Here is a 20544-nt window from a genome sequence, read left to right as displayed (position 1 = left end):
TACCTATGTTGCGCGTTTATGGCATAAAAAACTGCGACACCGTTAAAAAATCACTTAAATGGTTAGATAAAAACAAAGTCGATTACGAATTTATTGACGTTCGGCAGCAGCCATTACAAAAAGAAACGGTAAACGCTTGGTTACAGCAACTGCCTGCAGAGTCGCTATTGAACAAACGCAGTACCAGTTGGCGTAATCTTTCTGATGAACAAAAGGCTCTTGAAGATACAACTAAGGTAGCTGAATTAATTGCCGAGCAACCAACTCTGTTTAAACGTCCACTGGTTCAGTACGGCCAGGCTATTCATTGTGGTTTTAATGAAAAACTCTGGAGCGAACGCTACTTATGAGTTCAGAGACACTAAAACTTGCTCATGAGCTCATTTCCCGCCCTTCGATTACACCAGAAGATGAAGGCTGCCAGCAGCTTATCGGTGAAAGGCTCGCAGCGTTGGGATTTGAGCTCGAATCCATGATCTTTGAGGACACAACCAATTTATGGGCGCGTCGTGGTCAGGGCCGTAAACTGTTTTGTTTCGCCGGGCACACCGATGTGGTTCCTCCTGGTGATGTCAACGACTGGCAGTTTCCTCCATTCCAGCCAACGATTCATAATGGCTATCTTTATGGGCGCGGTGCAGCCGATATGAAAGGCAGTTTAGCGGCTATGCTCACCGCGACCGAACGTTTCGTAAAGGATTACCCTGAGGTTGATGCTGATATTGGTTTTTTGATCACCAGTGACGAAGAAGGGCCTTTTATTAACGGAACCAAGCGGGTTATCGAGACGCTGGAACAGCGTAACGAAAAAATTGACTGGTGCATTGTTGGTGAGCCCTCTAGTACCGAAACTCTAGGAGACATTGTTAAAAATGGTCGCAGGGGCAGTTTAACCGGTGACTTAACGGTATTAGGCATACAAGGCCACGTTGCTTACCCTCATCTGGCACAAAACCCGGTACACGACCTTGCCCCCGCACTCAGTGACTTGATTCAAGAGGAATGGGACACAGGCAACGACAGCTTTCCGCCAACGACCTTTCAGGTGTCAAACATTCAGGCCGGAACCGGTGCAGGAAATGTGATACCAGGACGTATTGAGACACAGTTCAACTTTCGCTTCTCAACTGAACTGACCGCGGACAAAATTAAGCAGCGGGTTGAGGCAATTCTCAATAAGCATTCATTAAAATACAAACTGCAATGGAAGCTTAACGGACCACCGTTTTTAACCGATTCCGGCGCGCTTGTAGAGGCCGTTCAGTCTGCCATTGAGCATGAGTGTGGCTTTTCGACAACCCTCTCCACCGCTGGTGGTACTTCCGACGGACGTTTCATTGCGCCGACCGGAGCTCAGGTAATAGAACTTGGCCCCGTCAATGCCACCATTCATAAAGTGAACGAATGCGTTAAAGCCAGTGATTTAGACAAGCTCAGCGAAGTGTATTACCGCTGTATGGAGAAGCTACTATGTTGAGTAGCAACGAGCTTACGGGCGCCTCTGAAACACATCTAACTGCGGTAGACGGGCATAAACTTCACCCGGATGCCGCACAAGCTTATCTTGCTATGCAGAAAGCAGCGGCCACTAATGGAATTGAGCTCGCTATTGCCAGCGGGTTCCGTTCACTGGACAGGCAGCTCTCTATCTGGAACAGAAAATGGCGAGGCAAGTTGCCACTGTTGTCCAAACAAGGTGAGCCGCTGGATGTTTCCACCTTAACCGATACAGAAAAAATGCACGCTATTTTGCACTGGTCTGCATTACCTGGCAGTAGCCGACATCACTGGGGAAGTGACTTCGATATCTATGACCCTCGCCCATTTCAAAGCAATGAGCTTAAATTACGTTTAGTACCAGCAGAATATACGGATGCGGAAGGCCCCTGTCATACACTTTGGCAATGGCTAACTCAACATGCTCACGAAAGCGGCTTCTTTTTTCCGTACGCCCGTTATCAGGGAGGCGTTGCCCAGGAACCATGGCATTTAAGTTACCGCCCAGTGGCGAAAGAATGCCACCAGCAGCTGAACCTGGAGTTACTGACCGAAACCATCAATTCGCTTGCTATTGAAGGCAAGCACATCATATTGGAAAATCTGGAGCAAATTAAAAAACAGTATGTCGATACAATAACGGAGGATGACGGATGGACGAATATTTGGTGTGGTTACTGATACTGTTAGTACTGGGTGTCGTTATCAGCAATATTATGGTCTTAAAATATACAGCGAAGTTTAAATGGCCTGGTACGAAATCGTCTAAAACCGAAGACGACTCCGACCAGGAACCCGATAAAAAAGACTAATCCAGCTTCACGCCCAGACGTTTAGCAACTTCCCGGTACGCTTCAACAACGCCGCCTAAGCCCTGACGAAAACGATCTTTGTCGAGCTTTTCACGGGTTTCAGCGTCCCACAAGCGACAACCGTCTGGAGTGAACTCATCACCCAGCATGATTTGCCCGTCAAACACGCCAAATTCAAGTTTGTAATCAACCAGCAGCAAACCTGCATCGGCAAACAAAGCTTTAAGTACGTCGTTCACTCTAAACGTCAGTTCTTTCATCTTTTCAATTTGCTCTGCCGTTGCCCAACCGAAGGCCTGAATGTGATATTCATTAACCATAGGGTCGTGTAACGCATCGTTTTTCAAAAAGAATTCAAATGTTGGTGGATTAAGTTCTTTACCTTCTTCAACACCTAAACGGCGAACCAGAGAGCCAGCAGCGACGTTACGAACAACACATTCAACCGGAATCATATCCAGTTTTTTCACCAACGAATCGGTATCGTTTAAGCATTCGTCCAACTGTGTCGGAATACCGGCTTCTTCTAATTTAGCCATAATAAAGTGGTTAAATTTGTTATTTACCATTCCTTTATCATCAAGCTGTTCGACCTTTTCGCCGTCGAACGCTGAAGTGTCATTACGAAACTCCAGAACAAGACGGTTAGGATCGTCGGTATGATAGACCGTCTTTGCTTTACCCCGATACAGTTCACTGCGTTTTTCCATGAATCTTTCCACTCGCGCTTAAGTTAAAGTTTGCTTTGCTGTTTAACAGCTGCTTTAAAGGCTTCAAATACTTTGTTCATCCATTCATCCGAGACAAGTTTATCGTCTTTATAAACCGTAACCGATGTATTCTCGCCGTCATCCAATAACCAGAATTCGTACTCACCTTCAGCTATACCAAGGTTTTCATAGTCATCGCCGCCGATAAACAGGAAGCCACTACCCGGTTCACTATACTCAACAAAGTAAGTGCCTGATTCACGGTTTAAGTCGTCAACTTCGAACCCAATTTCTTCCAGAGCAAGGTTAACCAGTGGCCATGCTTGATCGAAGTTATCTTCAACCACAAATATAGAGTGACCTTCAGCCGCTTGTGATAAACGAGTATCAATTCCTTCTGCTTTATTACGGGCAACAGCCAATTGCTGCTTACGGTTCACTTCAGAAATAATAGCGTTTAATAAATCGGTTTCCAGGTTTCGAACAATGAGTGGAGCAACCACTTTCTCTTCACCACCAACGACTTGGGTGAAGTCATTAACATTTACCCGCAAACTTGTCGTACGCTTGTGAGACTCTGTTTCCTGAAGCAACTCGTAACGAAATGTTCTTTCTAACTCACTGTCGCTTTCACCACCAAAACCTAGAAAGCCGCCTTCTCCATCAATTGTTTGCTGAATGGTCATTTGCTCAGTTAACCAACGGTTCTCGTTAACTTCTTGCCATTCAAGGTTACGGCGCTTCAGAACATCTCGCGCTGCCTGACGAACAAATTCAGCAACTGAATCACCCATGCCATCGACAACGTCAAAATACACCCGAGTTTCTGTTTCAGTTTCTAAAACGCGACTTCCTAAACCCAGAGGACGAACTTGCTGAGGGGCAGTAATGTTAACCCGGTGGCCAATAGGAGCTTGTGCAATATCGGTTTCAGGAATTCGATACTTACTTCCTTTTTCCGGCTGTTCCAGGTCCCCCGGAATATCCAGTGCTGAAGTCGGCTGAATATTCACATACTCAAACCCGCCACTTGCACGTTCTTTTTCTACCGAAGAACAACCTGTGATAACTGCGGCAGCTAAGCCCATATACGCAAGGCGAGACAATTTCATTAAGACTCCTGAATATTCAATAGATTTGCTTTTTGCAACACTGACTCAATCAATTGTTGATTCTGTTCTTCCGGAGGAGTCAGAGGCAGTCGATAGTTTGCACTTACCCAGCCCATTAACGCTAAAGACCATTTAACAGGTATTGGGTTGGATTCAACAAATAACATATTATGCAAAGGTTCCAGCTCAGCATCGATTTGATTAGCCCGCTCGGTATCACCTGAAACTGCAGCCGTAACCAATTCTTTCATTTTGGCAGGGACAATATTGGCAGTAACACTAATAACGCCATGACCACCCGCAAACATAAATTCGCGTGCTGTCGGATCATCACCGCTTAACAATATAAAGTCATCGCCACAGCGCTTTTTCAGCTCTTGTACACGACTTACTTCACCAGTTGCTTCTTTTATACCAATAACATTATCAATTTTTGCTAACTGTTCGACCATGTCAGGTGTCATATCAAGACTTGTACGGCCCGGAACATTATATAGGATTTGGGGTTTATCAGAGGCGTCGGCGCAAGCCTTGTAATGTGCAATAAGACCGGTTAAAGAAGGTTTATTGTAGTACGGCGTAACATTTAAAAATCCACTCACACCTGCCTGAGTCATTTTTTCAGTTAATTGCACCGCTTCGCTGGTCGAGTTTGAACCGTTACCAGCAATAATATCAATACGTCCTGCGCTAAGTTCGACCATCGCATTAACGACATCAATATGCTCTTCATGCGTTAAGGTTGTTGACTCCCCTGTCGTGCCAACCGCTACAATAGCGTCCGTACCCGCTTCGCAATGTTTATTCACCAGAAACTCAAGTTCGCTGTAATCGACATTGCCATATTTTGTAAAAGGGGTAACTAAAGCGACAATACTGCCCTTAAGCATACATTCTCCAAGTCCTAAATTGGGGCTCCAATGGTAATGCCAGCCCTAACGAAACACAAGTGATAGGAACATAAGTTACCAAGAAGGTTCCATAAACTTCTGCGACTTAAGCATTTTCCAAGTTTGCTTGTGTCCGTTATCATGTAGCGTACTGTTAACGAAGTTCCAGGAGAAAGCTATGCAAACACTAAAAGCCGGAGATAAAGCACCGGATTTCACCTTACTTGATGCGAATGAAAACTCCGTCACTTTATCTGAGTTATTAAAAGAGCATCGTGTACTGGTTTATTTCTACCCTAAAGCCATGACCCCCGGTTGTACCGTTCAGGCACAAAACTTACGCGACAGTCGTAAGCAGCTTGAAGAGTTTAATGTTGTATCTGTTGGCATTAGTCCTGATGCGCCTAAGCGTTTAGCGAAATTTACCGAACGTGATGAGTTAAACTTTACTTTGTTAAGCGATGAAGACCATAAAGTTGCTGAAGATTTTGGAGTTTGGGGACTCAAGAAGTTTATGGGTAAAGAATACGATGGTATCCACCGTATTAGCTTTTTAGTTGAACAAGACGGAACCGTGTCTCAGGTATTTAATAAGTTTAAAACAAAAGAGCACCATGACGTAGTACTGGATCACCTAAAACAAGCTTAATACTCCAGAAACACCGCATTATTGCGGTGTTTCTTCCACCATATTGTCACCCGTATTACTGTCCCAGGCTGTTAAGACGGCTTTAACCAAACTCGCCAACGGAATAGCAAAGAAAACGCCCCAGAAGCCCCAAATACCGCCGAAAATTAATACCGCGGCAATAATATAAACCGGATTCAGACTTATAGCTTCAGAGAATAATAGCGGCACTAAAAGGTTGCCATCCAGGGCCTGAATAATTAAATAAGCGACAGTAACCCAGACAAATGCGGCTGTCGGGCCAAACTGGAACAAAGCCACAAGCACAACCGGTATCGTTGCAACCGCGGCCCCAATATAAGGAATTAAAACGGATAGCCCCACCATAATGGAAAGCAACGCCGAATAACGCAAACCAAACAGACTGAAGGTAACAAAGGTTACTACGGCAACCACGACCACTTCTATGGCTTTACCACGAATGTAGTTCATAATTTGCAGGTTCATTTCCTGCCCCACCTGCGAAATTAGCTGTCTGTTTGAAGGCAACAACCGACTAAAGTGAGCAATTAAAATATCCCGATCTTTTAGCATAAAGAAAATGAGTAACGGCACGATAATTAAATAAACCAACATAGCCATAACGTTAACAATAGAAGTTAACGAGACCGTTAGCAGGTTCTCACCCAGACCGACCGCCCGTCGCTTCATTTCTTGAGTGAATTCATTAATTTGGTGGTCATCAACGATGCCGGGAAACATCTCGGGCAACTTATGTAGCCAAATTTGTAGGTTGGTCACCATATCCGGCATTTCCTGAATTAAGGTCGTGCTCTGCTGCCAAATAACTGGCACCAGCGTCAGTAAGCCAATGAGCATTACTGCCAGGAACAGGGAAAATGTAATAATGGTCGCTGTAAGTCGAGACAATCCTAACTGCATGAGTCGCATCACAGGCCAATCTAGCAGGTACGCTAAAGAAATAGCGATTAATAAAGGCACGATTAAACTGCCAAAAAGCACAATGACAAGTACAGTAACTACCAGTAATAGAAACAAAGTCACCGCATTAGGGTCTGAAAATTTCCGTCTATACCACTGCTGAATATATTCCCACATAGTCATCGTCCCTTATTCTTAAGTTCTATTGATAATATCAGCCCTTGCAATCTTTCCATAACCCCATAGAGTAAAAAGGAACTAAAGATAAGAATTCTGTTCTGATAGTTAGATAGAACCTGTTCCATTGAACCAATGAGTCGTTGATGTCCACCAAAATATTACACTTTTTTATCGCTTGCTTATTCACTTTTTCAATAAGCTATAGCGCTGCAAGTAATGCCGTTCAGGATAATAAGCGTTTACCGGAGATAGGCACCACTGGTGCAGCCTTCATGAGTATTGAGCGTGAACGTGTGGTTGGCGACTTCTATATGCGACAAGTGCGCTCACAAGCCCCTATCATTCACGATCCGGTGTTAGATAGCTATTTAAATAGTATCGGTCAGCGCCTGGTAAGAAATACCAGTGGTGTCCGATACCCATTTAACTTTTTCTGGATTAACAATAAAGAAATTAATGCCTTCGCTTTTATGGGCGGATACGTTGGTGTGCACACAGGGTTAATTGACGAAGCCAGAACCGAGTCAGAACTGGCCGCAGTGCTGGGGCACGAGGTTGCGCACATAACTCAACGCCATATTGTGCGACGCATGCAGGAGCAGCAACGCAGCATGCCAATGACCATAGCTGGCATTATTGGGTCAATTTTAGTCGGCATGGCGAATCCAGAAGCCGGAGCGGCGGGACTGTATACCACTATAGGTATGGCCGGACAGTCTCAAATTAATTACACCAGAATGTATGAACAAGAGGCTGACCGCATTGGCCTTTCAGTTTTGTTAGCCGCCGGGTTTGACCCAAGAGGTGCCCCTGATTTCTTTGGGCGTCTAGCGGAGAAGTACCGGTACGTCAGCAAACCGCCTGAAATGCTAATGACGCATCCCCTTCCGGAGTCTCGTATTGCCGATACCCGAAGCCGGGCAGAAAACATGCAACGTGTCGATGTCCCGCCAAGTCTCGATTTTGCTCTGGCAAAGGCCAGAATTCAGGCTCGATATATTGGCAACAGCACCCAAAGCGACTTTCAATCTATGCGCTCTAGCCGTAACGCGATAAACCAGCAAGCCGGACAGTACGCTCTTGCGATACGTGCTTTAGATAACGGTCATACCGATGTTGCCCTTGAGCTGATGCAGCCTTTGCTGGAGCGAGCACCCAACAACCCCTTTTATATCGATGTTCAAACCGATATTTTGCTTGCAAAAGATGACTATGAAACGGTATTGGATTGGTTGCGCGGCAAGTATGTTCAACAACCCAATGAACCCGTTATTACATTAAATTTTGCCAATGCTGCCCTGAAGGCGCAGGACACCTCTCTGGCAGAGAAGCTGCTACGAGACTTTCTGTTACAACAACCCAATGATCCACTCGCGCTTGACCTTCTTACCCAGGTTTATGAACGTAATGGAAAACGTGCGGCTATGTATGAAACTCGCGCTGAGGCACTCGCGCTAAGAGGTAACTTTAAACTGGCTATCGATCAGTTGCATACGGCTCATAATCATACAGACAGTGACCTTACTCACAAACGACTTAACGCACGTATTGACCAAATTCGTAACTTAGAGCAGCAAGTACAAAACTTAATGTGAATTAATGGCACTTTCCAATGATTCAAGATCTTGCTCGCCCATAAGGGGGCCTTTTACCGTGCCATCAGGCTTTATCACATAGGTTGCCGGTAACATTTGTGGGCGTTGAAATGGAAACGCAGGTGCAGGGTCCATCAGCGCCAGTTGGAATTCAATGCCATGGCGCTTTTTGAGATCAGCGAGTTCGCTATTCGACATCGGGTCAAAACTTACTCCAACTAGTTCAACATTTTCGGGTTTATGGCTGTTAAATTCATTAAGTTCCGGAAGTTCTCGCAAACACGGCGCGCACCATTCAGCAAAATAGTTAACAACAACAGTTTTGCCTTCAAGCTGAGACCAACTGAACTCATTGTTTTGGTCGGTAATAACATCTGGCTTTGGTGAGCATGCCGTTATCAATAACACCGTGGCGGCGTAGACTAGTGTTCTCAGTTTCATTCCTTACCTCAATTACGTTACTATTAACGGATATTCAGATACTACAAGGTACGACACTTATGAGCCAAGTAACAATTTATCATAATCCACGTTGTTCAAAATCAAGACAAACTTTGGAACTACTGCAGAAAAATAATATTGAACCGGAAATTGTCGAGTACCTTAAAACACCCCCGAATGCGGCAGAATTACAAGACATACTGGCTAAATTAAACCTCTCTGCTGAGCAACTCATGAGAAAAAAAGAGACTGTCTATAAAGAGTTGGGGCTAGCCGGCATAAACGACGAAGACGAATTAATTACCGCTATGATCAACAACCCCAAACTGATTGAGCGCCCTATTGTCATTTCCGGGGACAAAGCCGCTATTGGGCGTCCTCCAGAAGCCGTTTTGGATATTCTGTCATGACTTCTGTCGTGATCCTGTATTACAGCCGCAACGGGGCAACACAAAGGCTTGCCGACGCTATTGCAGAAGGAGTAACCAGCGCAGGTGGCGAAGCTGTTCTGCGTAGCACTGGGCACGGCAGTAATGCGGTCAGTGACAGAGATCTGGAAGTTGAAAACAGCGATATTGAAAACTGTGACGCACTGATTCTCGGAAGCCCGACCCGCTTTGGTCATATGGCATCAAGCCTGCAGAAGTTTTGGGAAGGAACCTCTCGTGAATGGTTGCAAGGCGCATTGACCGATAAGCCGGGTGCCGTATTTACTTCATCCAGCTCACTTCATGGTGGACAGGAGTCAACGCTGCTAACACTGGCACTGCCTTTAATCCACCATGGTATGATGTTAGTTGGTATTCCCTATTCGGAACCGGCCCTACATCAAACTCAATCGGGTGGCTCACCATACGGAGCCAGTCACCACGAGCACAGTAACAAGCTGACTGAGCATGAACGTCAATGTGCTATTGCACTAGGCAAACGGGTTACAAACTTTGCTAGCAAGCTTTCATCATAGGAATTTTAAATGCCGACATCTCCGCGCTTTTACCGCTGGTTAACACAGGTTTTCTACTGGCCATTACTTGTCTTGGTGGCTTTATGGCACGGTATGCCAACCGATGCGCCAGGAACGCTGCCCGTTTATATTGCTCTTGTTTTATGGGTACTGCCTTTGTTATTCCCACTCTACGGTTTGGTTAAAGGCAAAGCCTACACACACGCGTGGACCAACTTTATTTTAATGTTTTACTTTCTTCACGGACTCACTGTTGTTTACACACATCCGGACGAGCGGATTTGGTCGATACTGGAAATCATATTGACAACCGGAGCCTTTATCGGGGCAACCGGTTATGCCCGTTATCAAGGACGAGCAGAAGGTTTAGGACTTAAAAAGCTAAAAGACTACAACTAAATTTCCAGAACCTGCTTAACAAAAGGAATTGTTAAGCGTCGCTGATAGGTAATAGAAGCTTGATCAAGTTCATTCAGGGCTTTCATTAAATCACGCATAGAACGGCCCAGTCGCTGAGTCATAAAAGCCGCCACATCGGCAGGAAGCTCCAGTCCACGCCATTGTGCTCTGAGTATTAAAGCGTTATTTTTCTCATCATCGTTTAACGGGTGTACCTGAAACCCCGTTGCCCATTGAAAGCGCGACTGTAAGTCCGGCAATACGACCTCGGTCTGAGCCGCCGACTGCTTTGCTGTCATAATGAGCCGGGTAGACTCATTATCGGTTACCCGGTTAATTAAAGAGAACAGTTCGAAGCACCAGTCCTGTTTCAACGTCACAGTGTCAATATCATCCAGGCAAATAAGATCAGCTTGATCAATACCGTTCAACACCGCTTCTGCATCAACCTCAACAAGTTCCTTTAATGGTAAATAAGCAATACGCTGCTGAGGCCCAACCGATGCAATAACACTGTGCATTAAATGGCTTTTCCCCACACCGCTTGCTCCCGACAACCAGGTTAACTGCTGATTTCTTTTTAACGGAGGTTTAGCTTCGGGTAAGGCTTTTAACCAACTTAATAAGGTCGCGTTATTGCCCTCAAGAAAGGTGGAAAAAAGCTCATCGTCCGGTAACTGAACAGCCAGCGGCAATTGCTGTGGAGGCATCAGCGACCCTCATCCCAGCGGTAAACGGGGGTTTCCGTTTGTTTTGCAGCAACAAAAGGACCAACTTCCTGAGAAACAAGACGCCCATCCAGGTTGATAGCCTGCAGTATTTGGTCGACCGGTCCGTTCACAACAATCTCGAATTCGCTCATATTCTGAGAGTATTTCAATAAGCGAACCTCCCGGACCGATACAATACTTTTCAAAAAGCTTTCCAGTTTTAAAACACTGCTCAGACTGTTTAACTGCTCAACTTTTACCGTCAGTGTATTACGTACGTTCTCATCACCGGCGGTCATGCTGTATTTAGCTGACAGCTTCATCATTAACTGTTCTACTAAAGGTTCTGCCAACCAGTCAACGCTTGTTGCCGTCACTTCTCCGGCAAACCTGTCATCACCAATTTCTACGAACCAATTCAAACTCCAGGGTGCTTCCTCGTTCTCCTGGCGAACAATACGTGCTACCAGTAACCCATCCGTACCATACCGCTCTGTCGTTGTCCTAACCGGGTCTAAAAAGCGCCCCCAGACATCCATTGCGCTAATGGTGAAATTATCGGTTAAATCCATTAGCGGCAGTTGCACCGGAATACTGTACTGTTTTGCAAAAAATCGAAGTTGCTGGGTAAAAACAGATTCACTGTTACTGTCAATTATTGTGCGTTGCCCGTTGTCACTTTCTTTCACAATCCACAACATTAACTGAGGTCTGCGACTCCCCCAGTAAGGCAGTTGATGCTCGGCAAGAAGTGCTCTTAACTTCCTGCCGTCAAACGTGGCTGTTAACGTTCGTTGCCCTTGGTTATCGCTGTAACCATATTGCACCAGGTAATTATTGACATCTCGCTTGGCTCGTTTTATCGCTTCGTGCTCTGTCGCATCCGATTTCCCGGTGAGCTTAATAATGACTCGATCAAAAGCCTCACCAATTGCCTGCTTTCGGTGCGATGAACTTTGTGACGCGACTTCAACTTCTGCCGAATACAAATTTTCAATTAACCGCGCTTCAGCATCTGTTGCCGTAAAAGTGGCTAACAGCATAAAAAAAGCGACTGCCACGTAATGAATCTTCGACTTTGACATGTCATTATCCAAATAAGACTTTGAGAGCATATTAAACAGCCAGATAGCGAACAGCAAGTAACAACTTGTGGATAAGCTTGTGGGAATCTTCGCTAGGAAAATAAAGCGACTAAAGGTAGTATTGCCACAAACGGACGAAGGGTGACAAAGGCATGCTAAAACAACAACTTCGCGGTATCAGTTCACTGCTTGGCAGCATCAGTTTAATTGGGGTCTGTGTTGGCATGACCAGTACCCTACTCAGTTTGCGTGCCACCATTGAAGACTTCGGTACCCTGGTTACCGGTTTTATTATGTCAGCCTACTTTATCGGTTACCTGTTTGGCTCTACCCGCGCACCTAAAGACATTCGTCGGGTAGGCTATATTCGCTCATTCGGGGGGCTTGCCGCATTAGCCGCCTTCAGTATTCTAATGCAGGCCATTTGGGTCGACCCCGTAGTCTGGTTTGTTATGCGTTTTATTACCGGTTTTGCCATTTCCGGTATTTTTGTCATTGTCGAAAGTTGGCTTAATACCATGGCAGATAACCGCAGCCGCGGTACTTTACTGTCTATCTATTTAGTCATTATTTACACTGGCCTCATTGCGGGGCAACTTATTCTAGGCGTGGCAGACCCTGCCGGCTTTGTCGCTTTTGCTATTGTCGCACTTCTGATTAACCTTGCTTTAATTCCTATTTTGGTCAGTGTGACAGTGGAACCGACAACCCATGAAAACCGCAAGGTTCCTGTCTCCTTGCTGCTTAAAACGGTGCCGCTGGGTGTGGTAAACGCGTTCATTATGCAAGCCTGCTACGCCATGTTTTATGGTATCGGGCCTATGTATGCGTCTTATATTGGCCTGAGCGTTGTGCAAATTACCTTCTTCATGTCAGCCTTTATTCTCGGCGGCCTGATCTCACAAGCACCTTTCGGTTTATTATCCGATCGAATTGATCGCCGTTTTGTTATTGCTATTTGTGCAACTGGCGGCACCCTGACCGCCATCGCTCTCTCGCAGCTGGCCGCATCAAACGCACTTCTTATTTACCTGAATGTTGGTTTATTAGGTGCCTTCATTTTACCGTTATACTCACTGGGCATGGCGCACACCAACGACTTTCTCGAACGCGATCAAATGGTCGGAGCAACGGGAGCTATCATAAAAATTGGCGGGGCTGGCTCTATTATCGGGGCACCTGCTGTAGCCGCATTAATGCAGTTTGGTGCTATTAATTACTTCTTCCTGCTTCTGGCTGCGTTAACCGCCTGTGTTGGTTTTTATTCGCTGTACCGCATTACGCGACGCGCTAAAGCTGAAGACCAGCAACACAGTAACTTTGCCATACTGGCTCCGTCACAAACCTCTGATGAACTATTAACGTCAATGGCTGAAGAAGCGCCGGAAACAGAAGAAGAGGACGACGAAGAAATGGAATCTAACGCCGTCCTTCGTTAAGAGACTAATCTGTCAGCAGGTCATTCACCCAGGTGGTGGCCTGCGTCAGAATGTCATCTAAGTGTTGTTCGCTGACAAAACTTTCAGCATAAATTTTATAAACCGGTTCAGTACCTGAAGGCCTTGCCGCAAACCAACCATTGTCAGTGGTTACTTTAATACCACCAAACTGTGCCCCGTTACCCGACGCTTTCGTAGAAATATCAGACACACTGTCACCAGCCAATTCTGGCAGTTTCATTTTGTATGCGCGAATGCCTTTAAAGCGAGCGTTTTTGTCGGCACTGGAAACGGTATCAACACGACGATAGTAAGACGTACCATGCTGCTGACATAATTCATCGTAGTACTGCCCCGGATTTTTACCGGTTTTTGCCAATATCTCAGCCGCTAATAAGGCCATGACAATGCCGTCTTTATCGGTGGTCCAGGTATTGCCTTTACGGTCAAGCAAGGTTGCACCGGCACTCTCTTCTCCGGCAAACGCAATACTTTGCTCAGCTAACCCTTGCGCAAACCATTTAAAACCCACCGGCACTTCCATCAATGGACGTTCGTTTGCGCTCACCACACGGTCAATCATAGCGCTGGATACGAGTGTTTTGCCGATGGCAAGCCCTTTGTCCCAACCACGGTTTTTGCACAAATAATCTATCGCAACCGACAGGTAATGGTTCGGGTTCAGCAAGCCGTGTGTAGGAGTTACTATACCGTGACGGTCGTAGTCCGGGTCATTACCAAAAGCTAAGTCGTATTTTTCTTTCAGCCCCAGTAAACTGGCCATGGCAAACGGCGAGGAGCAATCCATGCGAATTTTGCCGTCTTTGTCCAGGGGCATAAATGCGAATGTTGGGTCAACAACGGCATTACGAACCTCAATCGATAAGTTGTAATGCTCAGCAATTTGCTGCCAGTATTTAGCGCCTGATCCACCCATGGCATCGACCGCCAGCGTCAGTTTTGCATCCTGAATAGCTGACATATCAATGCAGTCTTCAAGCTGGCTAATGTACTGAGTGCGCCAGTCAACAAAAGTCAGTTTCGGATGCTGTAATACGTCTTCACTCTCGCAGGTATTCACCCCGACCAAACCTGATGACAACAACGCATTAGCGTATTTTTCAATAATTCGTGTGACATCAGAATCTGCTGGTCCGCCGTGCGGCGGGTTATATTTAAGCCCACCATCTTCCGGTGGGTTGTGCGATGGTGTGATCACGACACCGTCTGCTTTCGCTTTATTCTTGCTGTTCCACTCAATAACAGCACGGCTTAATACCGGCGTTGGTGTGTAATCGTGCTCCGTCTGAACCTGAACCTCAATGCCATTACCAATGAATACATCCAAAGCACTAATGTAGGCAGACTCTGACAAGGCGTGAGTATCTTTGGCCACCATAATCGGCCCGGTAATTCCCTGCTCTTCGCGATAAGCGCAAATGGCCTGAGCAATAGCCAGAATATGGGCTTCATTAAACGAGCGCTTCAATGAACTGCCACGATGACCCGATGTACCAAAGCTGACTTTTTCTGCCGCTTTACGTGGATCCGGCTCGTAAACGTAATAAGCACTGATCAATTGCGCAATATTCGTCAAATCGCCAGCTTGTGCCAACTGACCTGCTCGCTCGTGATTCGCCATTATAAAAAGTCCCTAATTTTTTCTGCATCTGCTGAATCATAACCCAGCTTTTCTGCAACCTGAGTCAGCATCGATTTTTTCTTTGTGGTATTGGTGTTGGTAATAACCCAAAACGGAGAGTCCGGTATTTGCTTCGGATTGGTGCTGTTACCCGAGGTCAGCAAAGCTTCTTCTGAGCGGGCAAAATACTGACGGTCACGTCCGCGAATATCCAGCACCTGCGAGAACTCACTGGAATGACAACGGTAAAGCATGCTCAAAATATACAAAAAACGCGCGACCACGCTTTTCTGAATACGAACATCCTGCTCATTTAAACGATTAAAAACCGATTCGGTTTGTTCGCCTTTAGCATCCACAGCAAATTCTGTACTACTCACATCAAGTAATCGGCGCAGAATATCTGAAGCACTCTCGCCTATTTGTCTGGTGTGGCTTGCAATATACGCGTATAAGTCGTCGTCAATGTCAATCCGCTTCATTGTTGACTTTCTACCTCTAAAATTTGAAAGGTTGTGCTTTGTCACTTGCAACGCCCCGACAAAGCCTTGAAAATATGCATCAAAGTTTATCACTAAAGGCCGTTCGATGGCAGACTCTTCATTGTTGAATCACGAAACACTTGGCACCGAAAGCAATCCGGCTGTCATCATTATTCATGGACTGTTTGGCGACAAAGACAATTTAAAAAGTATCGCCCGCGAACTGTCCGAAGATTACTTTTGTATATTACCGGATGCTCGTAACCACGGTGACTCGTTTCACAGTGACACCATGACTTACCCGGCCCTGGCAGATGACATTATTAAACTGGCCGATGCCTTAGATATTGAGCAGTTTGCTGTACTGGGGCACTCCATGGGTGGCAAAATCGCTATGGAAGTCTGCATGGAGGCGCCGGAAAGGGTCAAAGCGGCCATATTCGCAGACATATCCCCCGCCGCTTATGACGGAACTCACGACAGCATCATGGATGCACTGTCAGGGCTGGATTTAAGTCAGGTAAAAAGTCGCAGCGACGCGGACAAGCAGTTAGCCGATAAAATTTCAGAAAAAGGCGTGCGTCAGTTTTTACTAAAAAACCTTAAAAAGACCGATGACGGCTATCAATGGCGCCTTAATCTCGAAGGGTTAAAACAAAATTACGAGCAAATTTCAGCGGCTGTCAGTAAAGGTCAATACGAAGGCCCTGTACTTTTTATCAAAGGCGGTAACTCAAACTACCTGACAGAAAAGCACCAACAAGAGGTTAACTCGCGCTTTAGCAATGCTTCAGTAAAAATAATAGAAGACGCAGGTCACTGGCTGCACGCCGAGAAGCCCCGAATATTCAACCGGCTCGTGCTTGAGTTTCTGGCTCAGTAATCTCGCCAGCGGCGGCGCTTTATGGTAATCTAGGCGCCGTTAAAAAACAGTTCAGGCGTTACACATCAGCGAGGTTAAGCAGTATGTTGGCTGAGTATTACGAACAAATTGAAGTTCTGGCCACCAATTTCACACTGGCCATACTATTCTTACTCATAGGCTTAGCCATTCGTGATGTGTTAAAACGCTCAGCGGTACCCAAATTCGGCCAAATAATTGTGTGGGCAGTACTGTTTCTTGGCTGTTTTGGTTTTATTGCTAAAGGTATTATTCAGGTGCTCTGGGAGTCCGGAGTTTAACCCAATTGATAATTTACGCCGCTGAATGGCAATCCATTCAGTATTGTTTGTTCGTATAACCAGGTGAAAATTGATTTATGGCAACTGTTGGAATTTTCTTTGGAAGCGACACCGGTAACACCGAAGCCGTCGCTCAGATGATTCAGAAAGAGCTGGGTAAAAAACTTGTCGACGTTAAAGACGTTGCTAAATCCAGTAAAGAAGATATTGCCAGTTATGACCTACTACTGTTCGGTATTCCGACGTGGTACTACGGCGAAGCTCAGTGCGATTGGGACGATTTTTTCCCCGAACTTGAAGAAATAGACTTCACCGACAAGCTCATTGCTATTTTTGGCTGTGGTGATCAGGAAGACTACGCCGAATACTTTCTGGACGCTATGGGCATGGTACGCGATATTGTTGAAGCACGTGGCGGCATCATTGTCGGGCACTGGCCGACAGAAGGTTATAACTTCGAAGCCTCTAAAGGCATGGTAGATGACGACCATTTTGTCGGCCTGGGTATTGACGAAGACCGTCAACCAGAACTCACTAAAGAGCGTGTTAGTAAATGGTGCCAGCAGGTTTATGAAGAAATGTGTTTGGCAGAACTGGCAAGTGACAGCTAATACAGGGTATGCTGTTGTACATGTTTAACTGAGATACGAATCATTATGGCGAGTAACGACGAACAGCTAAAAAAAGCAGGACTCAAAGTCACTTCCCCACGGATGAAAATTCTGGAGATTTTAAAACAACCAGAAAACCAACACATCAGTGCTGAAGACGTCTATAAAATTCTGCTGGAACAAAAAGATGAAATTGGCCTGGCTACCGTATATAGGGTACTAAACCAGTTTGATGACGCTGGTATTATTACTCGCCACCACTTTGAAGGTGGTCGTTCGGTATTTGAATTAAGCGCAAAACATCATCATGATCATTTGGTGTGTTTAACCTGCGGGCACGTCTTTGAGTTTGAAGACGACGTTATTGAAGAACGTCAGGACAAAGTTGCTGCAGCTAATAAAATTAAGCTAACAAACCACAGCCTTTATTTATACGGCGAATGTCAGCGTGGCGAAAGCTGCGAATACAAAGCTGCTGCTGAGGCAGACTAATGGCTCTGCGCTGGCTCATTTACGGGGCATACGGTTACTCGGGCAAACTCATTGCTCATCAGGCAAAAAAGCGCGGTTATCAACCCATTTTAGCCGGCCGTAACGAAGACGCCCTTGAGCCAGTTGCTCGTCACCTGGCCTTTCAATACAAAGCCTTTTCGCTCGACAGTATCGATGAAGTAAAAAAGCAATTAGAAGATGTTGATCTTGTCATTAATTGCGCAGGCCCGTTTAGCCAAACGGCAGCCCCACTTATTCAAGCCTGTATTGATACCAAAACCCACTATTTAGACATTACCGGCGAGATAGACGTATTTGAATACGCTCACTCCATGGATAAAGCTGCGCGCGAAGCCGGTATTGTTATTTGCCCCGGTGTTGGGTTTGACGTTATTCCAACAGACTGCATTGCCGCAAGGCTAAATGCCCAAATGCCGGAAGCCGAGCATCTGGCTTTAGGCTTTGACTCCGGTTCACGTATGAGCCGGGGCACAGCCAAAACCAGTATCGAGCGTTTAGGCCGTGGAGGCGCAGCCCGCATTAACGGACAAATTACCGATGTTCCGCACGCCTGGCATTCTCGCTGGATAGATTTTGGTAATGGTGAGAAGTGTGCCATGACCATTCCCTGGGGCGATGTCTCTACCGCCTACTACACAACAGAAATTCCCAATATTGAAGTGTACATACCGGCCAGCCCACGCTTAGTGAAGAAAATGCGCCGGATGAACTGGTTCCGTTGGGTATTTAACTGGAAATGGGTTCAGGCTAAGCTGAAGAAAAAGCTGGAATCTCAGCCTGCAGGCCCTGAAGAAAAAGAACGGAAGAACAACCCGACTTACGTTTGGGGTGAAATTACCGATGGCAAAGGTAATAAGAAAAGTATGCGGGTAAAAGTGAAAAATGGCTATTCGCTAACTGCCGAAGGGGCTGTTGAATTAGCAGTTCATACCTTAAGCCAAAAACAGTCAGGGGGCTTTTACACCCCCTCGCGTTTATACGGCGCTAAGCTACTGGACCAGTTTACGATTCAGTAGCTTGCTGCTGTTCTATTTTAGCCCAGCTGTCACGTAGTCCAACCGTCTGGTTGAATATCAAACGAGCTTCTGTATCAGCATCCTGATCCAGGCAGTAGTAACCTAAGCGTTCAAACTGGAAGTTCTCGCCCAATTTCGCATTCGCTAAGTTAGCTTCCACAAATCCTTTCTTAATAACCAGAGACTCCGGGTTCAGGGTTGAGAATAAGTCTTCCTCTGCAGCCGGGTTAGGTACCTGGAATAAACGGTCATACACGCGGAACTCTGCTTCTTTCGCTGTTTCTGCCGAAACCCAATGAATAACCCCTTTTACCTTACGGCCGTCCGCAGGGTCCTTGCCTAAGGTCTCAGCGTCGTAGTGGCAGTAAATAGTCTGAATCTCGCCGTTATCGTCTGTTTCAACGCGGTCCGCGCGAATAACATAGGCATTACGTAAACGAACTTCTTTATCCAGCACCAGACGCTTGAACTTTTTATTCGCCGATTCACGAAAGTCTTCTCGTTCAATCCAAATCTCGCGGCTAAAGGTTACCTGACGCGAGCCCATTTCAGGGTCATTCGGATGGTTTGGCGCATCCAGCAACTCTTGCTCACCCTCAGGGTAGTTTTCAATAACAATCTTCACCGGATCCATAACTGCCATAGCGCGTGGTGCATTGGCGTTCAGGTCGTCACGAATGCAGGCTTCCAGCATGCTCATCTCTACCTGATTATCCATTTTGGTCACACCAATGCGACGACAGAATTCACGGATTGAGTCCGGCGTGTAACCTCTGCGGCGCAAGCCAGCAATACTGGCAACACGCGGATCGTCCCACCCGGTCACTTTATTTTCTTCTACCAGCGTATTGATAATGCGCTTACTCATCACCGTGTATTGCAGGTTAAGACGCGAGAATTCAATTTGCTGTGGGTGACAGTCTATGCTGATGCTATCCAGTACCCAGTCGTACAAGCGACGGTTATCCTGGAACTCAAGCGTACACAGCGAGTGTGTAATGCCCTCCAGTGCATCTGAAATACAGTGAGTGAAGTCATACATTGGGTAAACACACCATTTATCACCAGTTTGGTGATGATGCACAAAACGCACACGATAAATAACCGGATCGCGCATACACATAAACGGCGAGCTCATATCAATTTTTGCCCGTAATGCCGCAGTGCCTTCTTCGTGCTTACCTGCTGTCATGTCAGCAAAGTGCTTTAAATTCTCTTCCACAGAAGTATCACGGTATGGGCTGTTTACGCCTGGCTCTTTCAGGGTACCGCGCATTTCGCGCATTTTATCCTGCGAACTGAAATCAACGTAGGCCAGGCCTTTTTCAATCAGTTCAACCGCAAACGCGTGCAGCTGATCAAAGTAGTTAGAGGAATAACGCGGCTCGCCTTCCCAGTCGTAACCCAGCCACTCCACGTCTTTTTTAATGGAGTTCACATAGTCCACTTTTTCTTTCAGTGGGTTGGTGTCATCAAAACGCAGGTTACAGGTGCCGTTATAGTCTTCGGCAATACCGAAATTCAGCACTATCGACTTGGCATGGCCAATATGAAGGTAACCATTAGGTTCCGGAGGAAAACGGGTATGTACGGTAGAGTGCTTACCACTGGCCAAATCTTTATCAATGATTTGACGAATAAAATTACTGGGACGTGAATCAGTATCAGCCATGAACCTTTTGTCTCCGCTACAA

The 20544-nt window shown here is 46.1% G+C and carries 25 protein-coding genes; 15 read left to right on the top strand and 10 right to left on the bottom strand.

What is annotated here, in order from left to right:
- Positions 1–5 precede the first annotated feature (5 nt).
- The 4 genes from BM359_RS02020 to BM359_RS02005 are packed head-to-tail and all read left to right on the top strand — an operon-like array spanning position 6 to position 2309.
- Positions 6–350 carry an arsenate reductase gene (locus tag BM359_RS02020; RefSeq protein WP_054487471.1) on the top strand — a complete coding sequence of 115 codons (345 nt, stop codon included), beginning with the start codon at positions 6–8 and terminating at the stop codon, positions 348–350.
- The gene (dapE, locus tag BM359_RS02015) at positions 347–1477 is read left to right on the top strand and encodes a succinyl-diaminopimelate desuccinylase (protein ID WP_054487469.1); all 1131 of its coding nucleotides are present in this window, start codon (positions 347–349) and stop codon (positions 1475–1477) included. Before BM359_RS02020 ends, dapE begins: the two co-directional genes overlap by 4 nt.
- On the top strand, positions 1471–2178 hold the full coding sequence (locus BM359_RS02010; protein ID WP_054487467.1) for a M15 family metallopeptidase: 708 nt from the start codon (positions 1471–1473) through the stop codon (positions 2176–2178). The genes dapE and BM359_RS02010 overlap by 7 nt, the downstream gene beginning before the upstream one ends.
- The gene (locus tag BM359_RS02005; protein ID WP_054487465.1) at positions 2151–2309 is read left to right on the top strand and encodes a DUF2897 family protein; all 159 of its coding nucleotides are present in this window, start codon (positions 2151–2153) and stop codon (positions 2307–2309) included. Before BM359_RS02010 ends, BM359_RS02005 begins: the two co-directional genes overlap by 28 nt.
- Here BM359_RS02005 and purC read toward each other — a convergent pair.
- From purC to dapA, 3 genes are read right to left on the bottom strand one after another with little or no spacing between them, the layout of a single operon-like run.
- Positions 2306–3019, bottom strand: a complete 714-nt coding sequence (gene purC, locus BM359_RS02000) for a phosphoribosylaminoimidazolesuccinocarboxamide synthase (RefSeq protein ID WP_054487463.1) — start codon at positions 3017–3019, stop codon at positions 2306–2308. The genes BM359_RS02005 and purC overlap by 4 nt on opposite strands.
- A 23-nt stretch (positions 3020–3042) precedes the next feature.
- Positions 3043–4131: an outer membrane protein assembly factor BamC gene (gene bamC, locus BM359_RS01995; protein ID WP_054487461.1), complete on the bottom strand. Its 1089-nt coding sequence runs from the start codon at positions 4129–4131 to the stop codon at positions 3043–3045.
- Positions 4131–5021 (bottom strand): 4-hydroxy-tetrahydrodipicolinate synthase, encoded by an 891-nt coding sequence (dapA, locus tag BM359_RS01990; RefSeq protein ID WP_054487459.1) that lies wholly within the window; start codon positions 5019–5021, stop codon positions 4131–4133. The genes bamC and dapA overlap by 1 nt, the downstream gene beginning before the upstream one ends.
- Positions 5022–5199: 178 nt before the next feature.
- On the opposite strand from dapA, the gene bcp reads away from it, so the two are divergent.
- On the top strand, positions 5200–5670 hold the full coding sequence (bcp, locus tag BM359_RS01985; protein WP_054487457.1) for a thioredoxin-dependent thiol peroxidase: 471 nt from the start codon (positions 5200–5202) through the stop codon (positions 5668–5670).
- Positions 5671–5688: 18 nt separating this feature from the next.
- On the opposite strand, the gene BM359_RS01980 is transcribed toward bcp, so the two are convergent.
- Positions 5689–6768 (bottom strand): AI-2E family transporter, encoded by a 1080-nt coding sequence (locus BM359_RS01980; protein ID WP_054487455.1) that lies wholly within the window; start codon positions 6766–6768, stop codon positions 5689–5691.
- Between the two features lie 146 nt (positions 6769–6914).
- Between BM359_RS01980 and bepA the strand changes: the two genes are divergently transcribed.
- Positions 6915–8366, top strand: a complete 1452-nt coding sequence (gene bepA, locus BM359_RS01975) for a beta-barrel assembly-enhancing protease (protein WP_054487453.1) — start codon at positions 6915–6917, stop codon at positions 8364–8366.
- On the opposite strand, the gene BM359_RS01970 is transcribed toward bepA, so the two are convergent.
- Positions 8358–8807, bottom strand: a complete 450-nt coding sequence (locus tag BM359_RS01970) for a TlpA disulfide reductase family protein (RefSeq protein WP_054487451.1) — start codon at positions 8805–8807, stop codon at positions 8358–8360. The two genes, bepA and BM359_RS01970, sit on opposite strands and share 9 nt — an antisense overlap.
- A gap of 59 nt (positions 8808–8866) precedes the next feature.
- On the opposite strand from BM359_RS01970, the gene arsC reads away from it, so the two are divergent.
- Genes arsC through BM359_RS01955 form a run of 3 tightly spaced genes read left to right on the top strand, consistent with a single transcriptional unit; the run spans position 8867 to position 10170 of the window.
- On the top strand, positions 8867–9217 hold the full coding sequence (arsC, locus tag BM359_RS01965) for an arsenate reductase (glutaredoxin) (protein WP_054487449.1): 351 nt from the start codon (positions 8867–8869) through the stop codon (positions 9215–9217).
- Positions 9214–9771, top strand: coding sequence for an NAD(P)H:quinone oxidoreductase (gene wrbA / locus BM359_RS01960; RefSeq protein WP_054487447.1), 558 nt, complete (start codon positions 9214–9216; stop codon positions 9769–9771). Before arsC ends, wrbA begins: the two co-directional genes overlap by 4 nt.
- A 9-nt stretch (positions 9772–9780) precedes the next feature.
- Positions 9781–10170 (top strand): DUF2069 domain-containing protein, encoded by a 390-nt coding sequence (locus BM359_RS01955; RefSeq protein ID WP_054487446.1) that lies wholly within the window; start codon positions 9781–9783, stop codon positions 10168–10170.
- On the opposite strand, the gene hda is transcribed toward BM359_RS01955, so the two are convergent.
- On the bottom strand, positions 10167–10880 hold the full coding sequence (hda, locus tag BM359_RS01950) for a DnaA regulatory inactivator Hda (RefSeq protein WP_054487445.1): 714 nt from the start codon (positions 10878–10880) through the stop codon (positions 10167–10169). The two genes, BM359_RS01955 and hda, sit on opposite strands and share 4 nt — an antisense overlap.
- Complete coding sequence (locus tag BM359_RS01945; protein ID WP_224797518.1) at positions 10880–11965, bottom strand: DUF2066 domain-containing protein; 1086 nt, start codon at positions 11963–11965, stop codon at positions 10880–10882. The genes hda and BM359_RS01945 overlap by 1 nt, the downstream gene beginning before the upstream one ends.
- Before the next feature lie 152 nt (positions 11966–12117).
- On the opposite strand from BM359_RS01945, the gene BM359_RS01940 reads away from it, so the two are divergent.
- Positions 12118–13404, top strand: coding sequence for an MFS transporter (locus tag BM359_RS01940; protein ID WP_054487441.1), 1287 nt, complete (start codon positions 12118–12120; stop codon positions 13402–13404).
- Between the two features lie 4 nt (positions 13405–13408).
- On the opposite strand, the gene pgm is transcribed toward BM359_RS01940, so the two are convergent.
- Complete coding sequence (pgm, locus tag BM359_RS01935) at positions 13409–15046, bottom strand: phosphoglucomutase (alpha-D-glucose-1,6-bisphosphate-dependent) (RefSeq protein ID WP_054487440.1); 1638 nt, start codon at positions 15044–15046, stop codon at positions 13409–13411.
- Positions 15046–15528, bottom strand: coding sequence for an N-carbamoyl-L-amino acid amidohydrolase (locus tag BM359_RS01930; RefSeq protein WP_054487438.1), 483 nt, complete (start codon positions 15526–15528; stop codon positions 15046–15048). The genes pgm and BM359_RS01930 overlap by 1 nt, the downstream gene beginning before the upstream one ends.
- 106 nt (positions 15529–15634) lie before the next feature.
- On the opposite strand from BM359_RS01930, the gene BM359_RS01925 reads away from it, so the two are divergent.
- The 5 genes from BM359_RS01925 to BM359_RS01905 all read left to right on the top strand — a co-directional run bounded on the left by BM359_RS01925 (position 15635) and on the right by BM359_RS01905 (position 18850).
- Positions 15635–16411, top strand: coding sequence for an alpha/beta fold hydrolase (locus BM359_RS01925; RefSeq protein ID WP_054487436.1), 777 nt, complete (start codon positions 15635–15637; stop codon positions 16409–16411).
- Positions 16412–16494: 83 nt separating this feature from the next.
- A complete protein-coding gene (locus BM359_RS01920; RefSeq protein WP_054487434.1) occupies positions 16495–16710 on the top strand; it encodes a DUF2788 domain-containing protein in 216 nt (71 codons plus the stop codon).
- A gap of 77 nt (positions 16711–16787) precedes the next feature.
- Positions 16788–17321 (top strand): flavodoxin FldA, encoded by a 534-nt coding sequence (gene fldA, locus BM359_RS01915; protein ID WP_054487432.1) that lies wholly within the window; start codon positions 16788–16790, stop codon positions 17319–17321.
- A gap of 45 nt (positions 17322–17366) precedes the next feature.
- Positions 17367–17813: a ferric iron uptake transcriptional regulator gene (gene fur / locus BM359_RS01910; protein ID WP_054487431.1), complete on the top strand. Its 447-nt coding sequence runs from the start codon at positions 17367–17369 to the stop codon at positions 17811–17813.
- A complete protein-coding gene (locus BM359_RS01905; RefSeq protein ID WP_054487429.1) occupies positions 17813–18850 on the top strand; it encodes a saccharopine dehydrogenase family protein in 1038 nt (345 codons plus the stop codon). Before fur ends, BM359_RS01905 begins: the two co-directional genes overlap by 1 nt.
- Here BM359_RS01905 and glnS read toward each other — a convergent pair.
- Entirely contained in the window at positions 18837–20522 is a 1686-nt protein-coding gene (gene glnS, locus BM359_RS01900) for a glutamine--tRNA ligase (protein ID WP_054487427.1), read from the bottom strand. The genes BM359_RS01905 and glnS overlap by 14 nt on opposite strands.
- Between the last annotated feature and the right edge of the window lie 22 nt (positions 20523–20544).

Origin of the sequence: Idiomarina abyssalis (assembly GCF_900116625.1) — a bacterium.
Lineage (GTDB): Bacteria > Pseudomonadota > Gammaproteobacteria > Enterobacterales > Alteromonadaceae > Idiomarina > Idiomarina abyssalis.
The sequence above is the reverse complement of the archived record's forward strand: the minus strand, read 5'-3'. Positions and strand labels throughout refer to the sequence as shown.